Source organism: Streptomyces apricus (genome assembly GCF_008369065.1).
In the GTDB taxonomy this organism is placed as follows: Bacteria; Actinomycetota; Actinomycetes; order Streptomycetales; family Streptomycetaceae; genus Streptomyces; species Streptomyces apricus.
In genome coordinates this window covers 224,919-243,439 of the sequence record NZ_VDFC01000075.1, presented here as the reverse complement: position 1 = coordinate 243,439, position 18,521 = coordinate 224,919, and the positions used below count along the sequence as shown (strand labels likewise).

Annotated in this window: 13 protein-coding genes; 10 read left to right on the top strand and 3 right to left on the bottom strand. The window is 73.4% G+C overall.

Going from position 1 to position 18,521, the window contains the following annotated elements; all coding sequences use genetic code 11:
* Window positions 1-50 precede the first annotated feature (50 nt).
* From FGF04_RS34665 to FGF04_RS34635, 7 genes are all read left to right on the top strand, one after another.
* Complete coding sequence (locus tag FGF04_RS34665; RefSeq protein ID WP_149515350.1) at window positions 51-1,295, top strand: ABC transporter substrate-binding protein; 1,245 nt, start codon at window positions 51-53, stop codon at window positions 1,293-1,295.
* Window positions 1,292-2,491 (top strand): ABC transporter ATP-binding protein, encoded by a 1,200-nt coding sequence (locus FGF04_RS34660; RefSeq protein WP_188114356.1) that lies wholly within the window; start codon window positions 1,292-1,294, stop codon window positions 2,489-2,491. Before FGF04_RS34665 ends, FGF04_RS34660 begins: the two co-directional genes overlap by 4 nt.
* Window positions 2,491-3,420 carry an ABC transporter permease gene (locus FGF04_RS34655; protein ID WP_149515348.1) on the top strand — a complete coding sequence of 310 codons (930 nt, stop codon included), beginning with the start codon at window positions 2,491-2,493 and terminating at the stop codon, window positions 3,418-3,420. Before FGF04_RS34660 ends, FGF04_RS34655 begins: the two co-directional genes overlap by 1 nt.
* Entirely contained in the window at window positions 3,421-4,224 is an 804-nt protein-coding gene (locus FGF04_RS34650) for an ABC transporter permease (protein ID WP_149515347.1), read from the top strand.
* Complete coding sequence (locus tag FGF04_RS34645; RefSeq protein ID WP_149515346.1) at window positions 4,221-5,672, top strand: NAD(P)/FAD-dependent oxidoreductase; 1,452 nt, start codon at window positions 4,221-4,223, stop codon at window positions 5,670-5,672. Before FGF04_RS34650 ends, FGF04_RS34645 begins: the two co-directional genes overlap by 4 nt.
* 151 nt (window positions 5,673-5,823) lie before the next feature.
* The gene (locus FGF04_RS34640; protein ID WP_149515459.1) at window positions 5,824-6,276 is read left to right on the top strand and encodes a bifunctional DNA primase/polymerase; all 453 of its coding nucleotides are present in this window, start codon (window positions 5,824-5,826) and stop codon (window positions 6,274-6,276) included.
* A gap of 181 nt (window positions 6,277-6,457) precedes the next feature.
* Window positions 6,458-8,266, top strand: a complete 1,809-nt coding sequence (locus FGF04_RS34635) for a chitinase (protein WP_149515345.1) — start codon at window positions 6,458-6,460, stop codon at window positions 8,264-8,266.
* On the opposite strand, the gene FGF04_RS34630 is transcribed toward FGF04_RS34635, so the two are convergent.
* Entirely contained in the window at window positions 8,205-8,939 is a 735-nt protein-coding gene (locus tag FGF04_RS34630) for a phosphatase PAP2 family protein (protein ID WP_149515458.1), read from the bottom strand. The genes FGF04_RS34635 and FGF04_RS34630 overlap by 62 nt on opposite strands.
* A gap of 516 nt (window positions 8,940-9,455) precedes the next feature.
* Window positions 9,456-10,790, bottom strand: coding sequence for a 4-aminobutyrate--2-oxoglutarate transaminase (gene gabT, locus FGF04_RS34620; protein ID WP_149515344.1), 1,335 nt, complete (start codon window positions 10,788-10,790; stop codon window positions 9,456-9,458).
* Window positions 10,791-11,095: 305 nt separating this feature from the next.
* Between gabT and FGF04_RS34615 the strand changes: the two genes are divergently transcribed.
* The 3 genes from FGF04_RS34615 (at window position 11,096) to FGF04_RS34605 (ending at window position 16,789) form a co-directional block, all read left to right on the top strand.
* On the top strand, window positions 11,096-13,234 hold the full coding sequence (locus FGF04_RS34615) for an ATP-binding protein (protein ID WP_149515457.1): 2,139 nt from the start codon (window positions 11,096-11,098) through the stop codon (window positions 13,232-13,234).
* 177 nt (window positions 13,235-13,411) lie between these two features.
* Window positions 13,412-15,142 carry a PucR family transcriptional regulator gene (locus tag FGF04_RS34610; protein ID WP_149515343.1) on the top strand — a complete coding sequence of 577 codons (1,731 nt, stop codon included), beginning with the start codon at window positions 13,412-13,414 and terminating at the stop codon, window positions 15,140-15,142.
* 201 nt (window positions 15,143-15,343) lie between these two features.
* Window positions 15,344-16,789 (top strand): aldehyde dehydrogenase family protein, encoded by a 1,446-nt coding sequence (locus tag FGF04_RS34605; RefSeq protein WP_149515342.1) that lies wholly within the window; start codon window positions 15,344-15,346, stop codon window positions 16,787-16,789.
* A 117-nt stretch (window positions 16,790-16,906) separates the two neighbouring features.
* Here FGF04_RS34605 and FGF04_RS34600 read toward each other — a convergent pair.
* The coding region (locus tag FGF04_RS34600) for a glycoside hydrolase family 3 C-terminal domain-containing protein (protein WP_149515456.1) at window positions 16,907-18,521 on the bottom strand (1,615 nt) is incomplete at its 5' end.

Genomic DNA, 18,521 nt, shown 5'->3' with positions numbered 1-18,521 from the left:
ACGTCGACGGCCCGGACCAGGCCGAACCCTCCCGAAAGGGCACCACGAGCATGGAGCAGTACGAGCCCGATCGCCCGTCCCCGGCAAGCCCGGCCGCCCCGCGGCGCGGTCTGCGCGGGGGCAGGGCCTCCCTCAGCCGCCGTTCGCTGCTGCGCGCCTCCACGGGCGGCGCGCTCGCCCTCGGCGGGCTCGGGACGCTGAGCGCCTGCGGCATCCCCGCGGCGAAGAACACCGCGGGCGTCTCGTCCGAGGACCACTCGGCCGACGAGAAACGGGTCAGTTTCTCCAACTGGACCGAGTACATGGACGTCGACGACAGCGGGAAGCGCCGTCCGACGCTCGACGCGTTCGCCGGACGCACCGGCATCAAGGTCAAGTACACCGAGGACATCAACGACAACGTCGAGTTCTTCGGCAAGCTCAAGCCGCAGCTCGCGGCGGGCCAGGACACCGGGCGCGATCTCATCTGCGTCACCGACTGGCTGGCCGCGCGGCTGATCCGGTTCGGCTGGGTGCAGAAGCTGGACCCCTCCAACCTGCCGCACGCCTACGCCAACCTCTCCCAGCAGTTCCGCACCCCCGACTGGGACCCCGGACGCGCGTACTCCTACCCCTGGACCGGTATCCCCACCGTCATCGCCTACAACAAGAAGGCGCTGGACGGGGTGGAGGTGAAGTCCCTCTCCGACCTGCTCGACAACCCCAAGCTCAAGGGGCGGGTGGCCTTCCTGTCCGAGATGCGCGACAGCGTCGGCCTGACCCTGCTCGACCTGGGCAAGGACCCGGGGAAGTTCACGGACGACGACTTCGACGCGGCCATCGCCCGTATGCAGAAGGCCGTCGACAGGGGCCAGATCCGCCGCTTCACCGGCAACGACTACACGTCCGACCTCGCCAAGGGCGACCTCGCGGCCTGTGTCGCCTGGGCCGGCGACGTCGTCCAGCTCAAGGCGGACAGCCCGGACATCGACTTCGTCATCCCGGACAGCGGCTACATGATCTCCTCGGACAACCTGCTGGTCCCCAACAAGGCACGGCACAAGACCAACGCCGAGCGGCTCATCGACTACTACTACGAGCCCGGTCCGGCCGCGCAGCTCGCCGCGTACATCAACTACGTCTGTCCCGTCGACGGCGTGAAGGCCGAACTGGCGAAGATCGACGAGGGGGCGGCGAGCAACCCGCTGATCATCCCCGACGCCGAGATGGCGGCGAAGTCGCACGCCTTCCGCTCCCTGAGCGCGAAGGAAGAGGCGGCGTACGAAGAGAAGTTCGCGAAGCTGACGGGGGCGTGATCACCGTGACCACCAAGAACGGTACGAACAGGACGAAGAACGGCGCGGAGGCCGGCGGCGACGTCCGCCTCTCGGGCATCAGCAAGACCTACGGCTCCTTCACCGCCGTCCGGCCGCTCGACCTGACCGTGCCCCAGGGGTCGTTCTTCGCCCTCCTGGGTGCGTCGGGCTGCGGCAAGACCACCACGCTGCGCATGATCGCCGGTCTGGAGGAACCTTCCTCCGGCACCGTCTTCCTCGGCGAGCAGGACGTGACGCACCTGCCCCCCTACCGGCGCCCGGTGAACACCGTCTTCCAGTCCTACGCCCTCTTCCCGCACCTGGACATCTTCGAGAACGTCGCCTTCGGGCTGCGCCGGCGCGGCATCAAGTCGGTGAAGAAGCAGGTCGGGGAGATGCTCGACCTCGTCCAGCTCGGCGAGCAGGCCCGCAAGAAGCCGCACCAGCTCTCCGGCGGCCAGCAGCAGCGCGTCGCCGTGGCCCGCGCGCTGATCAACACCCCCAGGGTGCTCCTCCTCGACGAGCCCCTCGGCGCCCTCGACCTCAAGCTGCGCCGCCAGATGCAGCTGGAGCTCAAGCGCATCCAGACCGAGGTCGGCATCACCTTCATCCACGTCACGCACGACCAGGAGGAGGCCATGACCATGGCCGACTCGGTCGCCGTGATGAACGCGGGCCGCGTCGAGCAGCTCGGCTCGCCCGCCGACCTCTACGAGAACCCGCGGACCACGTTCGTCGCCAACTTCCTCGGCACCTCCAACCTCATCGAGGCCGAGGTCGACTCCCGCAGCGGCGACGACGTCGTCCTCAGAGCGGGCGACTGCAAGCTCGTCCTGCCCGGGGCGCGATGTTCCGCCCCCACCACGGCCGGCGGCAAGGTCCTGGTGGGCGTGCGCCCCGAGAAGATCAGCCTCACCCACGCCGACGAGGCGGGCGCGATCCCGGCCGGCCGCAACCGCATCACCGGCACGATCGCCGACTCCAGTTTCATCGGCGTCTCCACGCAGTACGTCGTCGACAGCCCGGTCTGCCCGGAGTTCGAGGTCTACGTCCAGAACATCGACCGCGACCCGCGGCTGGTGCCCGGCGCCGAGGTCGTCCTGCACTGGAACCCGGCGCACACCTTCGGGCTGGACGCCGCCCAGGACATCGACGCCGGCATCGAAACGGTCGAGGAAGAGGGGGCGGCGGCCTGATGGCGACCGTCACCGACGCGCCGCCCCTGGCGCCCGCGCCCGCGCCGAAGGAGCGCCCCCCGCGCAGAAGGGGGCGCCTCACCCCGTACTGGCTGCTGCTCCCCGGCCTGCTGTGGCTGGTCGTCTTCTTCGCCCTGCCGATGGTCTACCAGGCCTCCACGTCCGTGCAGACCGGCTCCCTGGAGGAGGGCTACCGGGTCACCTGGCACTTCGCGACGTACTGGGACGCGGTCGCCGACTACTGGCCGCAGTTCCTGCGCTCCATCGCGTACGCCGGCACCGCCACGGTCCTGTGCCTGCTCCTCGGCTACCCGCTCGCGTACCTCATCGCGTTCCGCGCGGGCCGCTGGCGCAACCTGATCCTGGTCCTGGTGATCGCGCCCTTCTTCACCAGCTTCCTGATCCGCACGCTCGCCTGGAAGACGATCCTCGCGGACAGCGGCCCGGTCGTCTCCGCCCTGGACACGCTGCACGTGCTGGACGTCACGAGCTGGCTCGGCATCACCGCGGGCGACCGCGTCCTGGCCACGCCGCTCGCGGTGGTCTGCGGCCTCACGTACAACTTCCTGCCGTTCATGATCCTGCCGCTCTACACCTCGCTCGAACGCATCGACGGGCGGCTGCACGAGGCGGCGGGCGACCTGTACGCGCGGCCCTCCACGACCTTCCGCAAGGTGACGTTCCCGCTGTCGATGCCCGGCGTCGTCTCCGGGACGCTGCTCACGTTCATCCCGGCGAGCGGCGACTACGTCAACGCCGACCTGCTCGGCTCCACCGACACGCGCATGGTCGGCAACGTCATCCAGACGCAGTTCCTGCGCATCCTGGACTACCCGACGGCAGCCGCCCTCTCCTTCGTCCTGATGGCCGGGATCCTCGCCGTCGTCACGCTCTACATCCGCAAGTCCGGGACGGAGGACCTGGTCTAGATGGCCTTCTTTCGCTGGCTCAACCACCGTCTCGTCGTCGTCGCGGGACTGCTGACCCTCGGCTACCTGCTGCTGCCCAACATCGTCGTCACGGTGTTCTCCTTCAACGAGCCGAAGGGGCGCTTCAACTACGAGTGGCAGCGGTTCTCCACGGACGCCTGGACCGACCCCTGCGGGGTCGCCGACCTCTGCGGCTCGCTCTCGCTGAGCCTGCAGATCGCCGCCTGGGCGACGCTCGGCGCCACCGTCCTCGGCACGATGATCGCCTTCGCGCTGGTCCGCTACCGCTTCCGCGCCCGCGGCGCCGTGAACTCGCTGATCTTCCTGCCGATGGCGATGCCCGAGGTCGTGATGGCCGCCTCGCTGCTCACGCTCTTCCTCAACCTGGGCGCCCAGCTGGGCTTCTGGACCGTCCTGATCGCCCACATCATGTTCTGCCTGAGCTTCGTGGTCACCGCCGTCAAGGCGCGCGTGATGTCCATGGACCCGCGCCTGGAGCAGGCCGCGCAGGACCTGTACGCGGGTCCCGTGCAGACGTTCCTGCGCGTCACGCTGCCCATCGCCGCGCCCGGGATCGCCGCGGGGGCGCTGCTCGCCTTCGCGCTCTCCTTCGATGACTTCATCATCACCAACTTCAACGCCGGCTCGACGGTCACCTTCCCCATGTTCGTGTGGGGCTCGGCGCAGCGCGGCACCCCCGTCCAGATCAACGTCGTCGGCACGGCCATGTTCCTCGTCGCCGTGCTGTGCGTGCTGGCCGCCATGGTCATGAGCAACCGCCGCAACCGGCGCAGGGCGTCATGAGCCGCGCCGGCACCGGCAGCCGGGCCGCCACCGGCAGCGGGGTCGGCACCGGCTGGGCGAAGTCGCTGTCCGACGTCCAGCTGGTCCCGTACTGGCTGGACGACCCGGACCGGCCCCGTCCCGAGCCGGCCCTGACCACCGCCGAGACCTGCGACCTGCTCGTCGTCGGCGGCGGCTACAGCGGGCTGTGGACCGCGCTCCTGGCCAAGGAGCGCGACCCCGGGCGCGACGTCGTCCTGGTCGAGGGCCGCGAGACGGGCTGGGCCGCCTCCGGCCGCAACGGCGGTTTCTGCGCCGCCTCCCTCACCCACGGCCTGTCCAACGGCCTGGCCCGCTGGCCGGACGAGATCCACCGGCTGGAGGAGCTCGGCGCGCGCAACATCGACGGCATCGAGGCGGCCGTCGCCCGCTACTCGCTCGACTGCGACTTCGAGCGCACCGGCGAGATCGACGTGGCCACCGAGCCGTACCAGGCCGCCGAACTGCGCGACTGGCACGAGCAGCTGAAGGAGCGGGGCCTGGCCGACGGCGTCGAGTACCTGGACGCCGACGCCGTACGGGAGCAGGTGGACTCGCCGACCTTCCTCGGCGGCCTGCACGACCGCCGCGGCGTCGCCATGCTGAACCCGGCCAGGCTCGCCTGGGGCCTCAAGCGCGCCTGCCTCGCACTGGGAGTGCGGGTGTACGAGAACACGCCCGCGCTCACCCTGAAGGCGTACGGCGCCGGGATGGCCGTCCGCACGCCCTACGGCGGTGTGCGCGCCCGCCGGGTCGCCCTCGGCACGAACGTCTTCCCGAACCTGGTCAGGCGGGTGCGCCCGTACACCGTCCCCGTCTACGACTACGCGCTGATGACCGAGCCGCTCACCGCCGGGCAGCTCGCCTCGGTCGGCTGGCGCAACCGGCAGGGGCTGGGGGACTCGGCGAACCAGTTCCACTACTTCCGGCTCTCCGCCGACAACCGCATCCTGTGGGGCGGCTACGACGCGGTCTACCCGTACGGCGGCCGGGTGCGCGCCGAGTACGACGACCGGCCGGACACGTACGCGAAGCTCGCCGGGCACTTCTTCACCTGCTTCCCGCAGCTGGAGGGCCTGCGCTTCACCCACGCCTGGGGCGGCGCCATCGACACGTGCTCCCGGTTCTCGGCCTTCTTCGGCACCGCGCACGGGGGCCGGGTCGCCTACGCGGCCGGCTACACGGGCCTCGGCGTCGGGGCGACCCGGTTCGGCGCGGACGTGATGCTCGACCTGCTGGCGGGGGAGCGCACGGAGCGCACGTCGCTGGAGATGGTCCGCAGGAAGCCGCTGCCCTTCCCGCCGGAACCGTTCGCGTGGACGGGCATCGCGCTCACCAAGTGGTCCCTGGCCCGCGCGGACGCCCACGGCGGCCGGCGCAACCTGTGGCTGCGGACGATGGACCGGATGGGCCTCGGGTTCGACAGCTGAACCGGCCCGTTCACCCGCACGGATTATTCGCGGCGCAACCCGCGTAATGCCGTGCCCGGACCTCCCTCTCCCTCCCGACGCGACCCGCGTCGGACACGGAGAGGGAGGTTCCGCCATGGCAGGCGACACGACAGGGGGCACGACGGGCGGCATGACGGGGGGCAGGACGGCGGTCGAGTGGCTGGCATCCGTGGCACCGGATCCGGAGGCCTGCCGCTTCGAGTGGGAGCGCAACCCCATGGGGGTCGCCCTGCTGCCGGCGGGCCGCGCCTGGGACGTGCTGATCCTGCCCGGCCGGCTCGGCTACCCGACGCTCGACGTGCTGTCCCGTGTGCTGGACCGGCCCGGACCGGTGCTGGTCGACTTCGGGGACGCGCGGACGGGCTTCTTCGTCCCGCCGGGGACGGCCGCGCGCTGGCTGGGCACGGGGATCCGCACGGCGGGGCGCGGTACGTGGATCGTGGTGCCGTACCCCGGGCGGTCGACCGGTGGGGTCCGCTGGCTGGTCCCCCCGGACGGCTCGGGCACGCTCACCGACCCGGCGCTCCTGGAACTGGCGATGCACGAGGCGGCGGCGGGCCTGGCGACGGAGGGCGACGGGTGACGCCGGACGGCGCCGGACGGCTCCGGACACCGGGACCCTCGCGGAGGTCGGTGGCGGGGACCGGTGTCGATGGCGGGGGCCGGCGTCGGTGACGGACGGCGCCGGAACCCTTGACAACCGCATTGGTCTGGACCAAATTGGGCGCGCTCCACCCTCCCATCCCCCATGCCAGGAGGTACGCGTGGACCGCGCCAGATCTTTCCGAAGGGCCCTGGCCGTCTGTGCGGCGGGCGCCCTGGCCCTGCCCGGCCTCGTCACCGTGTCGTCGGCCGCGAGCGCGGCCGACGCCGACCTGGTCCGCAACGGCGGGTTCGAAGCCGGCCTGGACGGCTGGACCTGCACGGCGGGCACGGCGGTGAACTCGCCGGTCCGCACCGGCGGTTCGGCGCTGCGGGCGACCCCGGCCGGCAGCGACAACGCGCGGTGCGCGCAGACCGTGACCGTGCGGCCCGACTCCCAGTACACGCTCGCCGGACACGTCCGCGGCTCCTACGTCTACCTCGGCGCGAGCGGCACCGGTACCACCGACGTCTCCACCTGGACGCAGTCCGCGCCCGACTGGCAGCGGCTCGCCACGACCTTCCGCKCCGGCCCCGCCACCACCAGCGTCACGATCTACACGCACGGCTGGTACGGCACCGGCGCCTACCACGCCGACGACGTCTCCCTGGTCGGACCCGGCGGCGACACGGCCCAGCCGCCGGCCGCGCCCTCCGCCCCCACGGTCGGCACGGTCACCTCCACCGCCGTGACCCTGTCCTGGCCCGCGGTGCCCGGCGCGACGGGCTACGCCGTCCACCGCAACGGCACCAAGGTCCAGACGGTGACCGGGACCTCGGCCACCGTCGGCGGACTGGCCCCCTCGACCGCGTACTCCTTCCAGGTCACCGCCGTGAACGCCGCGGGCGAGTCCGCCAAGTCCCCGTCCGTCACGGCGACCACCGCGGCGGGCCCGGGCGGCGGCGACCCCGCGGACCTCCCGGCCCACGCCCTGGTCGGCTACCTGCACGCGAGCTTCGCCAACGGCTCCGGCTACACGCGGATGGCCGACGTGCCGGACAGCTGGGACGTCATCGACCTGGCCTTCGGCGAACCGACCTCCGTGACCTCGGGCGACATCCGCTTCGACCGCTGCCCGGCGGCCGAGTGCCCCGGCGTCGAGTCGGACGCCGAGTTCAAGGCGGCCATCAAGGCCAAGCAGGCCGCCGGCAAGAAGGTGCTCATCTCGATCGGCGGCCAGAACGGCCAGGTGCAGCTGACGACCACGGCGGCGCGCGACACCTTCGTCTCCTCGGTCTCCAAGATCATCGACACCTACGGGCTCGACGGCCTGGACATCGACTTCGAGGGCCACTCGCTCTCCCTGAACGCCGACGACACCGACTTCAGGAACCCGAAGACCCCGGTGATCGTCAACCTCATCTCGGCGCTGAAGACCCTGAAGGCGAAGTACGGCGACGACTTCGTCCTCACGATGGCCCCGGAGACGTTCTTCGTCCAGCTCGGCTACCAGTACTACGGAACGGGCAAGTGGGGCGGCCAGGACCCGCGCGCCGGCGCGTACCTCCCGGTCATCCACGCTTTGCGCGACGACCTGTCCCTGCTGCACGTCCAGGACTACAACTCGGGTCCGATCATGGGGCTCGACAACCAGTACCACTCCATGGGCGGCGCCGACTTCCACATCGCCATGACCGACATGCTCCTCACCGGCTTCCCGGTGGCGGGCGACGCGGCCAATGTCTTCCCGCCCCTGCGCCCCGACCAGGTCGCCATCGGCATGCCGGCCTCCACGAACGCGGGCAACGGCCACGTGTCCCCGTCCGAGGTGAACAAGGCCCTGGACTGCCTGACGAAGAGGACGAACTGCGGCTCGTACACCCCGCACGGCACCTGGCCGGCCCTGCGCGGCCTGATGACGTGGTCGATCAACTGGGACCGCTTTGCGGGCTGGGAGTTCTCCCGGAACTTCGACGGGTACTTCGGCTGACCGCCGAGAGCCCCAGCAGCAGGACGGCGCCCAGGCACCAGCTCCCCGCCACATCCAGCGGCCAGTGGTAGCCGCGGCGGACCAGGCCGTAGCCCACCGCGGCGACCAGGAGGACGCAGGCGATGGTGAGTTCGCGGCGCCGGTAGCGGTCGCGGAGCCAGGGGAGCAGGAGGAGGACGGCGGCCCCGTAGGCCACGGCGGCCGTGGCGGTGTGGCCCGACGGGTAGTAGCCGTCGCCCGCCGCCCCGGGCGGGCCCGTGCGGCCGACGGCCTCCTTCAGCGGGACCACCAGGGCCGGGACGAGGGCCATGGCGACCAGGGCCGCGAGCGGGAGGAGCCACCAGCGGGGGAGGGCCGCGCGCCGGGCCCGCCACGCGGCGTACGCGGCGACCGCGAGCAGGACGGGGACGGCGACCGCGACGTTGCCGAGGTCCGCGAGGAACTCGGCGGCGCCCCCGGGCAGGCGGCTGCCCTCGACGGTCCGCGCGAGCCGCTCGTCCGCGCGGCGCACCGGACCGTCGACGGCGGCCTGCCKGGTGAGCAGCGCGAAGAGGACGAGGAGGAGGACCGGGGCCAGGACCCGGTTCCGGACGCCGGCGGTCGGCGGACCTTCGTCGCGGCTGCTGCTGTCGGGCGGGTGCGGCGAGGGGCGCCGGTCCGGGAGGCTGGTCATGCCCACAGCCTGCCAGGACCGTGTTCCGCCGAGGGCGCGCCCCGTCAGGGGCGCGGGGAACTGCGCGACCGGCCACGATCCGGCCCGCGGTCGTGAACGATGCCCGCAGGCATTCCTGGACACGGGTCTCGCGGGCCACAGCGGACCGCACGGCCCGGGACGCGCCGAAGGGCTTGCACCAGGGGGGGTAGGTGCAAGCCCTTCGGTGGTACCCGGATCGGGTCGTCGCGCGCCCCGGGGGGTTTGGGGCGAGCGACTGTCCGATCGGTGAGGAGACCCGAAGCACAAGGCTCCGGTTGTGCGCGACGGCACTACCAGGGTGAAGCTGGGGAGGCCCCGCCCTGATGCCGCCCGCAGTTGCCTGCGAGCGGGGTGTATCTCTCATCTGCGTAGAACCTACGACAGCGCGCAGGCGTCCGACAGGAGGAATCCGTTCCCCCCATCCACCTCGCACACCTTCTTCACACGCCCCGCTCCTCGCACCTCCAGGACCGGAACCGATGAGACGGGACCTGCTCAGATGCGGGAAAAGGCCTGCTCGATGATGTCCAGACCCTCGGACAGCAGGTCCTCCCCGATGACCAGCGGCGGCAGGAAGCGCAGCACGTTGCCGTAGGTGCCACAGGTCAGGACCAGCAGGCCCTCCTGGTGGCAGGCCTTGGCGAGCGCGGCGGTCGCCTCCGGGGCCGGCTCCTTCGTCGTACGGTCCTTCACCAGCTCGATCGCGATCATCGCGCCCCGGCCGCGGACGTCGCCGATGACGTCGAACTTCTCCGCCATCGCGCCCAGGCGCGCCTTCATCGTCGCCTCGATCGCCTTCGCCCTGGCGTTGAGGTCCAGCTCCTTCATCGTCTCGATCGAGCCGAGCGCGCCGGCGCAGGCGACCGGGTTGCCGCCGTAGGTGCCGCCGAGGCCGCCGGCGTGCGCGGCGTCCATGATCTCGGCGCGGCCGGTCACGGCGGCCAGCGGCAGTCCGCCCGCGATGCCCTTGGCGGTGGTGATCAGGTCCGGGACGATGCCCTCGTCCTCGCACGCGAACCACTGGCCGGTGCGGCAGAAGCCGGACTGGATCTCGTCGGCGACGAAGACGATGCCGTTGTCGGTCGCGAACTTGCTCAGGGCCGGCAGGAAGCCCTTCGCGGGCTCGATGAAGCCGCCCTCGCCGAGCACCGGCTCGATGATGATCGCGGCCACGTTGTCCGCGCCGACCTGCTTGGTGATCTCGTCGATGGCCTGCGCGGCGGCCTCGGCGCCCGCGTTGTCCGGACCGGTCGGCCAGCGGTAGCCGTACGCCACGGGGACGCGGTAGACCTCGGGCGCGAACGGGCCGAAGCCGTGCTTGTACGGCATGTTCTTCGCGGTCAGCGCCATCGTGAGGTTGGTCCGGCCGTGGTAGCCGTGGTCGAACACGACGACCGCCTGGCGCTTGGTGTAGGCGCGCGCGATCTTGACGGCGTTCTCGACGGCCTCGGCGCCGCTGTTGAACAGGGCGCTCTTCTTGGCGTGGTCCCCGGGCGTCAGCTCGGCCAGCGCCTCGGCGACCGCCACGTACCCCTCGTACGGCGTGACCATGAAACAGGTGTGGGTGAAGTCCTGGAGCTGGGCGGCGGCCCGGCGCACGACGGCCTCGGCGGAGGCGCCGACGCTCGTCACCGCGATGCCGGAACCGAAGTCGATCAGGCGGTTGCCGTCGACGTCCTCCAGGATGCCGCCGCCGGCGCGGGCGGTGAAGACGGGCAGCACGGACCCCACACCGGCCGCGACCGCGGCACTGCGGCGGGCCTGCAGCTCCTGCGACTTCGGGCCGGGAATGGCGGTGACGATGCGGCGCTCCTGCGGAACTGCGCTCATGAGGGGCTCCCTGGGGTCGTGCGGACGGCCTGCGGACGGCCGGCTGTCTTCTTCTTCCTTCCTCGCAGGCTAGGGCCGGGAACGGGGGGTGGGCATGCTCCATCCGGGCGTTGTCCGGGGCGCGGCTTGTCCGTCTTGGACATGGCGCGGGCGGGGGTGGCGGAGCGGGCGTACGGCGACACGACGGTGGATACGGACGCCGTGTCGCCGCGTACCCGGCCCGGCGGGCGGGCAACTCCCTTGGGGAGGGCGTTAGATTGACTCGCAACCACGTACGGAGCGGCTGGTCAGGGGTGGCAGAGGCGATGGACAGCGACGGCACGCAGGACGCACGGGGCACCCACGCCGATCGTGTGCCGCGGCCGGCCGGGCCGCCGCAGGTGCCGCCGCGGCCCGCCCGGGCGCCGGGGGTGCCGCCGCTGCCGGACGGCTCCGCCTTCCTCACCTGGCTGCGGACGCCCCGCCCGGAGGCGGCGCCGGGGGTGTGGCGGTTCGACCACCGGCCACGGCCGGAGGTGGAACCGGAACAGACCCCCGCCAGGCAACTGCTCAGTGGCGCACTGATCGCGTTCCTGTGCGGGTACCTGCTCTGCTCCCTGCTCTGGAACGGCTACCTGGGCAGCTTCTGGCAGTGGCCGTGGCAGGTGCTGGCCCCGGAGGACTGGGTGCACGGCAGGGCCGGTGACGTCGGAGCCACGGCTTCGTACGTCTACGCGGGCCTGATCTTCTTCGGCATCTTCGCCTTTCTCGGGAAGATCGGCCGGTGGAGCGAGATCTGGCAGCGGTACGGTCCCCCCGCCTGGCGGCAGAACATGCCCACGGGGGAGCAGACGCCCCTGCCCGAGGAAGACCCCGCCCAATGGAACCCCCTCCGTGCCGCCGGAGCCGTGGACGCCGCCGAGCGGCTCGGGGCCGATGCGCGGGCCGGGCTCATGCGGGACGTGGACCACGCACGCATCACCCGCGCCTGGCAGGGCGTGCGCAACGGCCGGCACAGCCTCGCCACCTTCACCGGCGCCGTCCTGCGCGAGGGCGCCGCCGCCTGCCCGCKCCCCTCCGGCGCCCGGGACCTGCCGGGCCGCCTCGCGCGGCACGACCTCGTCACCGGACAGGTCCGCCTCGGCACGACCGCCGACGACCCGCGCAACCCCTACGCCTACCGCGGCACCGGCCTCGCGCTCGGCCCCGAGCTGCTGGGGACCTCGCTGCTCGCCGTCGGACCCGCCGGCTCCGGCAAGACCGGCGCCGTCGTGTGGCCGCTCGCCGAGTCGCTGTGCCTGCACGCGCTCGCCGGCCGGGCCGCCGTGGTGGTCGTAGGCGCCGCCGGGGCGGGCCTCGGCCCGGTGGACGCGTACGACGTCGTGGTGCGGATCGGCAACCCCGACTCCGTGTACGACCTCGACCTGTACGGCGGCACCACCGACCCGGACGAGGCCGCGGCCGTGCTCGCCGAGGCGCTCGTCGGCGACCTCGCCGACCCGCACCCCGGCGGCGACAGCCGGCGCTCCACCACCGTGCTCGCCCAGCTCCTCGGGCCCTACAGGGCCGTCCACGGCCGCTTCCCCTCCGTGCCCGAGCTGCGGCAGCTCCTCGACGGCGCGCCCGGTCCCCTCGCCGCGCTGCGCAAGGCGCTCACCGAGGCCGGACAGGAGTCGCTGCTGCGCGAACTCGACGCGCGGGAGCGGCAGCTGAGCCACCCCGGCGACGTGGGCGGGGTGCTCGCGGACCGGGTGGCGCTGCTCGACCGGCCCGCCTTCGCCGGCTTCTTCGACACCTCCGGGCAGTCCCGGCCCTTCTCGCTGCGCGCCCTCGACCACCCCGTACGCGTACGGATCGACCTGCCCCGGCGCGGGCACGCGGACGCCTCGAAGATCCTCGCGCGGCTCGTGCTGGCCCAGTTCGCGGCCAGTGCCGCCGCGCGCGAGGACCGGTCCCTGTTCGCCTGCCTCGTGCTCGACGACGCCACCGGGGTCATCACCCCCGAGGCCGTCCGCGGCCTCCAGCGGCTGCGCTCCGCCAACGCCGGGGTGGTGATGACGCTCCGCACGCTCGACGACGCGCCGCGCCCCCTGCGCTCACCGCTGCTCGGCGCGATCGGGTGCCGGGTGGCGCTGTCCGGGCTCACCCCGTGGGACGGGCAGGACTTCGCCGAGGTGTGGGGCAAGGAGTGGACCGAGGCGCGGGACGTCACCGACCGGCAGATCATCGCCGAGACCCCGGCCGGGAAGGCCGTCCACATGCTGCGCCGGGTGATCACCGGCAACGCGCCGACCGCCCGCGCCGTGACCGTGCGCCAGGTCGAACGGGAGCGGTGGTCGGCGTCCGAGCTGGCGCACGGGGTGCCGCCCGGGCACGCGGTGCTCTCGCTCACCAGCGTGCGCGGGGAGCACGCGCCCCCGCTCCTGGTGGACCTGCGCGACCAGGGGGGCCGGAGCGGGGTGTGACGCATGTGACGGGACGTCCGTACCTGTGGGCTGTGACGCGCGTGGCAGGACGTCCGGACATGTGGGCACCGGGCGACCGTACGGTGAGGCAGAATCGGCACAGGTCGTTCATACATCGCGGCCAAAAGATCACACCGTCCGTGGCCGTCGAAGAATCCGTGAAGACCTGAAGGCCCCATGCCTCCCACGCTCGCCTCACTCGTCCACCACTCGGCGCTCAAACTCACCGTGCGCGCGGGCCGGAACCGGCTGGACACCCCCGTCCGCTGGGTGCACGCCAGCGAGCTCGCTGACCCCGTGCCGTACATGGAGGGCGGGGAGCTGCTGCTCATCACCGCGCTCAAGCTGGACGTCGAGGACGCCGACGCCATGCGCCGGTACGTGAAACGGCTGGTCGGCGCCGGGGTGGCCGGGCTCGGCTTCGCCGTCGGCGTGCACCACGACCGGGTCCCCGAGGCGCTGGCCGCCGCGGCCGCCGACGAGGGACTGCCGCTTCTGGAGGTCCCCCGGCGCACACCCTTCCTCGCCATCAGCAAGGCGGTCTCCGCGGCCATCGCCGCCGACCAGTACCGGGCGGTGACCGCCGGATTCGCCGCGCAGCGCGAACTGACCAAGCAGGCGCTCAACGACGGCCCCGAAGGGCTGCTGGCCGCGCTCGCCTCGCAGGTCGACGGATGGACCGCGCTGTACGACGCCTCCGGGGCCGTCGTCGCCACCGCGCCCGAGTGGGCGGGACGCAGGGCCGCCCGGCTCGTCGCGGACGTGGAGCGGCTGCGGGAGCGCCCCGCGCCCGCGAGCGCGGTGGTCGGCGGGGACCCGGCCGGCGACGCGGACGGCGCGGACGGCGGGGACCGGGTCGAACTGCACTCCCTGGGGACCGGACGGCGCGCCCGCGGCGCGCTCGCCGTCGGCACCGCGGCGGCGCCCGGTACGGCCGGGCGGTACGCCGTGCACTCCGCGATCGCCCTGCTGACGCTCACCACGGAACGGTCCCGGTCGCTGTACGCCGCCGAGCAGCGGATCGGCGCGGCGGTGCTGCGGATGCTGCTCGCCGGGCAGTCCGACCACGCCCGGGGCGTCGCCGGGGACCTGTACGGAGGACTGCTGGACGCGCCGTACCGGATGCTGCTCGCCGAGGCGGCCTCGGCGTCGGCCGGGCGGGCGCGGGCCGGCGGCGCGGCCGGGAGCGTGGCAGGGAGCGGAGCCGGCGCCGACGGGACGGGCACCCCGGCCGGGACCGCCGCGGCGGTCGCGCTCGCCGGTGCCGGGGGCGACCTGGTGGGCGGCCTCGTCGAGGTCGCGGAGTTCGCCGCCGCGCGCTCGGGCGAGGCCGTGCTGGTCGTGCCCGACGGGGAGCGGGTGGTGATACTCGCCGCGGACGGGGGCGCGGTGGTCGCCGCCTGCACGCGGTACGCGGAGACGGTCGGGATCGCGCGCAGCGGCTCCGAGGCGGGGACGGACGAGGACGAGCTGGTCGTGGGGGTGTCCGCGCCGGCCGGGCCCGTCGCCGCCGGGGCCGCCTACAAGCAGGCCGAACAGGCGCTGTCCGTCGCGCGGCGGCGGGGACGGGTGCTGGTGGAGCACGAGGACGTGGCCACCGGGTCCGTGGTGCCGTTGCTGGCGGACGACGCGGTGCGGGCGTTCGCCGACGGGCTGCTGCGGGCCCTGCACGAGCACGATGCCACCGGGCGCGGCGACCTGGTCGCCTCGCTGCGGGCGTGGCTGTCGCGGCACGGGCAGTGGGACGCGGCCGCGGCGGACCTCGGGGTGCACAGGCACACGCTGCGCTACCGGATGCGGCGGGTCGAGGAGATCCTCGGCCGCTCCCTGGACGATCCGGACGTGCGGATGGAGCTGTGGCTCGCCCTGAAGGCGACCGCGGCCGTGTCCGCGACGGCCGGCGAGTAGAGCGGTCCGTCGCGTCCCTGAGGGGCAGACCCTCCGCCGTGCAGGACGTCGTGCAGGACGCGGTGCAGGACGCCGTGTAGGACGAAGTGGAGCGGGGCCGGGGAGCGGTGCTCCTCGATGGACAAGGGGTCCCGGGGTCCCGTAGCCCTACCGTGAGGTGGTCAGCACCCAGACTCAGCCAATGGAAGGGCCGGGAACCCGATGACTTCTGCCCACGCCTTCTGGCTCGCCGGTCGCCAGGCCACCGGTGAGACCACCTTCGACGTCACGTCGCCCTGGGACGGACGCCTCGTCGGCAGGGTCGCGGTGCCGAGCGACGCCCAGGTCGAGGAGGCGGTCGCCGCCGCCCACGCCGTGCGGGACGAGTTCGCCGCCACCCCGGCCCACGTACGGGCCGCCGCCCTGGACCACGTGAGCAAGCGGCTGGCGGAGCGGACCGAGGAGATCGCGCGGCTGATCTCCGCCGAGAACGGCAAGCCCCTCAAGTGGGCCCGCGGCGAGGTCGGCCGGGCCGTGTCCGTGTTCCGCTTCGCCGCCGAGGAGGCCCGCCGCTTCAACGGTGGCGAGGCCCAGCGGCTGGACACCGACGCGGGCGGCCAGGGCCGGCTCGCCCTCACCCGGCGCTTCCCGAAGGGCGTCGTGCTCGGCATCGCGCCCTTCAACTTCCCGCTCAACCTGTGTGCCCACAAGATCGCCCCGGCGATCGCGGCCGGGGCGCCCCTCATCCTGAAGCCCGCGCCCGCGACCCCGCTGAGCGCCCTGGTCATCGGCGAGCTGCTGGCCGAGACGGACCTGCCGGCCGGCTCCTGGTCCGTGCTGCCGGTGCCGAACGACCGGATGCCCGCGCTGGTGCAGGACGAGCGGCTGCCCGTCATCTCCTTCACCGGGTCCGACAAGGTCGGCTACGCGATCATGGACTCCGTGCCGCGCAAGCACCTCACCCTGGAGCTCGGCGGCAACGGGGCGGCCGTCGTGCTCGCCGACTGGGCGAGCGACGAGGACCTGGACCGGGCCGCCGCCCGTATCGCGACCTTCAGTAACTACCAGGGCGGCCAGTCCTGCATCTCCGTGCAGCGGGTCGTCGCGGACGCCTCGGTGTACGACCGGCTGCTGCCGCGCATCGTCGCCGCCGTCGAGGCGCAGGTGACCGGCGACCCGTCGGACGACGCGACCGACGTCGGTCCGCTGGTCAGCGAGGACGCCGCGAAGCGGGTCGAGTCGTGGGTCGACGAGGCCGTGTCGGCCGGCGCCGAACTGCTCACCGGCGGCAAGCGCGACGGCGCCTCGTACGCGCCGACCGTGCTCGCCGGTGTGCCGGACGGCGTGACGCTCGCCCGCGAGGAGGTCTTCGGGCCCGTCCTCACCGTGCAGCGGGCGGACGGGGAGGCCGCCGCCTTCGCCGCCGTCAACGACTCCGCGTACGGGCTCCAGGCAGGGGTGTTCACCCACGACCTGCAGGCCGCCTTCCGCGCCCACCGGGCGCTGGAGGTGGGCGGCGTGGTGATCGGCGACGTCCCCTCCTACCGGGCCGACCAGATGCCGTACGGCGGGGTGAAGCAGTCCGGCGTCGGCCGCGAGGGCGTGCGGTTCGCCATGGAGGACTACACCTACGAGCGCGTGCTGGTCCTCACGGGGCTCGCCCTCTGAGACCAGACGCCCACCGACGGCCGGAGCCCTCCGCACGGGGACTCCGGCCGTCGTCGCACGCCGCCACCGACCCGCCGCTCCTCAGCCCGTGAAGCCGATCGAGCCCGTGAAGCCCCGTCAGCCGCTGAAGCCGACCCGCGCCAGCCGCAGCGGCCCGCGCAGTGCGACGCGGAGGTCGTGCACCCCCGCGACCGGGAACCGGAGCCCGGCGGTCACGGAGACGTAGGCGTACGGGCCCGCCGTCGGGCCGACGTCCAGGCGCGCCAGCACCCGGCCGTCCGCAAGAGCCACCTCCACGCTGCCCGCGCCCGCGCCCTCGCCCCCGCCCGCGACCTCGACCGTGACGGACCGCGCCCCCGCACCGAAGTCGCAGCGCCGGTAGAGGAGTTCGGCCGTGCCGTCCTCTTCGCCGCCGTCCGTGCGCGCCGGTGTCACCGCGTCGCCCGACCGCTTCGTGCGGTCGACGATCTCTGCGCCCCGCTGCTCGTCGAAGTCCACGGCCTCCAGGCCGCGTTCGAGGACCGGGCGCGGCCGGGCGGGGGTGCCGGGCAGGCCGACCGTCCCGGTCAGGCGGACGTCCTCGCTGGACGCGCCCGCCAGGAGGTCGTACGCACCGGGCTCCACCCGCCAGGTGCCGTGCGCGACGTCCCAGAACCCGAAGGCGGCGAGCGGCAGCTCGAAGGACAGCTCCGCGCGGGCGCCCGGCGCGAGGTGGACGCGCCGGTGGGCCAGCAGGGCGCGGCGCGGGCGCGGGACCGAGGGGTCCACCGGGCGGCCGTAGAGCTGGGCCACCTCGTCGGCCGCCGTGTCCCCGGAGTTGGTGACCGTGAAGGTGACCCGCACACGGTCCCGCACGACGTGCGCCGCGAGGTCCGCGTACCGGAAGGACGCGTACGACAGGCCGTGGCCGAAGGGGAAGAGCGGGGTGCCCTCGAAGTACAGGTACGTCTGGCGGCCGCCGATCACGTCGTAGTCGAGCAGGCCGGGCAGGTCCGCGTCCGAGGCGTACCAGGTCTGGGGCAGCCGGCCCGCCGGTGAGACGTCCCCCGCCAGGACGCGGGCCAGCGCGGTGCCGGCCGCCTGGCCGCCGTGGGCCGTCCACAGGGCCGCGGGGAGGTCCGCGCAGTCGACGGCGTACGGGTACGAGGACGTGACGACCAGGGCCGTGCGCGGGTTGGCGGCCCGGGCCGCCTCCAGCAGCCGCCGCTGGTGGGCGGGGAGGGCGAGCGTGGTGCGGTCCTCGGTCTCGCGCCCGTTGATGTGCGGGTCGTTGCCGACGACCACCAGGACGACGTCGGCGGTGGCGGCCGCGTGGGCCACCGCGTCCTCGCCGTGCTCGGTGAACTCCACCCCCAGGACCGCCGGTTCCTCGTCGTCCCGGTCGGCAACCTTCACGCCGCCGGCGGTGACACAGACGTGACGACCCGTGCCGACGTGCTTCAGGAGGTGACCGTCCCCGTGGGAACCGTCCCCGTGGGAACCGTGCCCGTCGTGGGGCTCCAGGCGGAACGTCTCCTGGACGACCCAGCCGCCCGGCCGGTCCGCCGAGGCGCGCACGAAGCCGTCCTCGGCGACCGACAGGTAGCGCCCGTCCGGGGCGCGCAGCGTGAGGACGCCCCCGCCCCAGTCGACCAGCGCCAGCTCGGTGCCCACGGCGCCGGCGGTCAGCGGCGGCAGGTCGGTGCGGCCCGCCAGGAGGGCCGGGTCCAGGGCGCCCCCGGCCCTCCTGGCG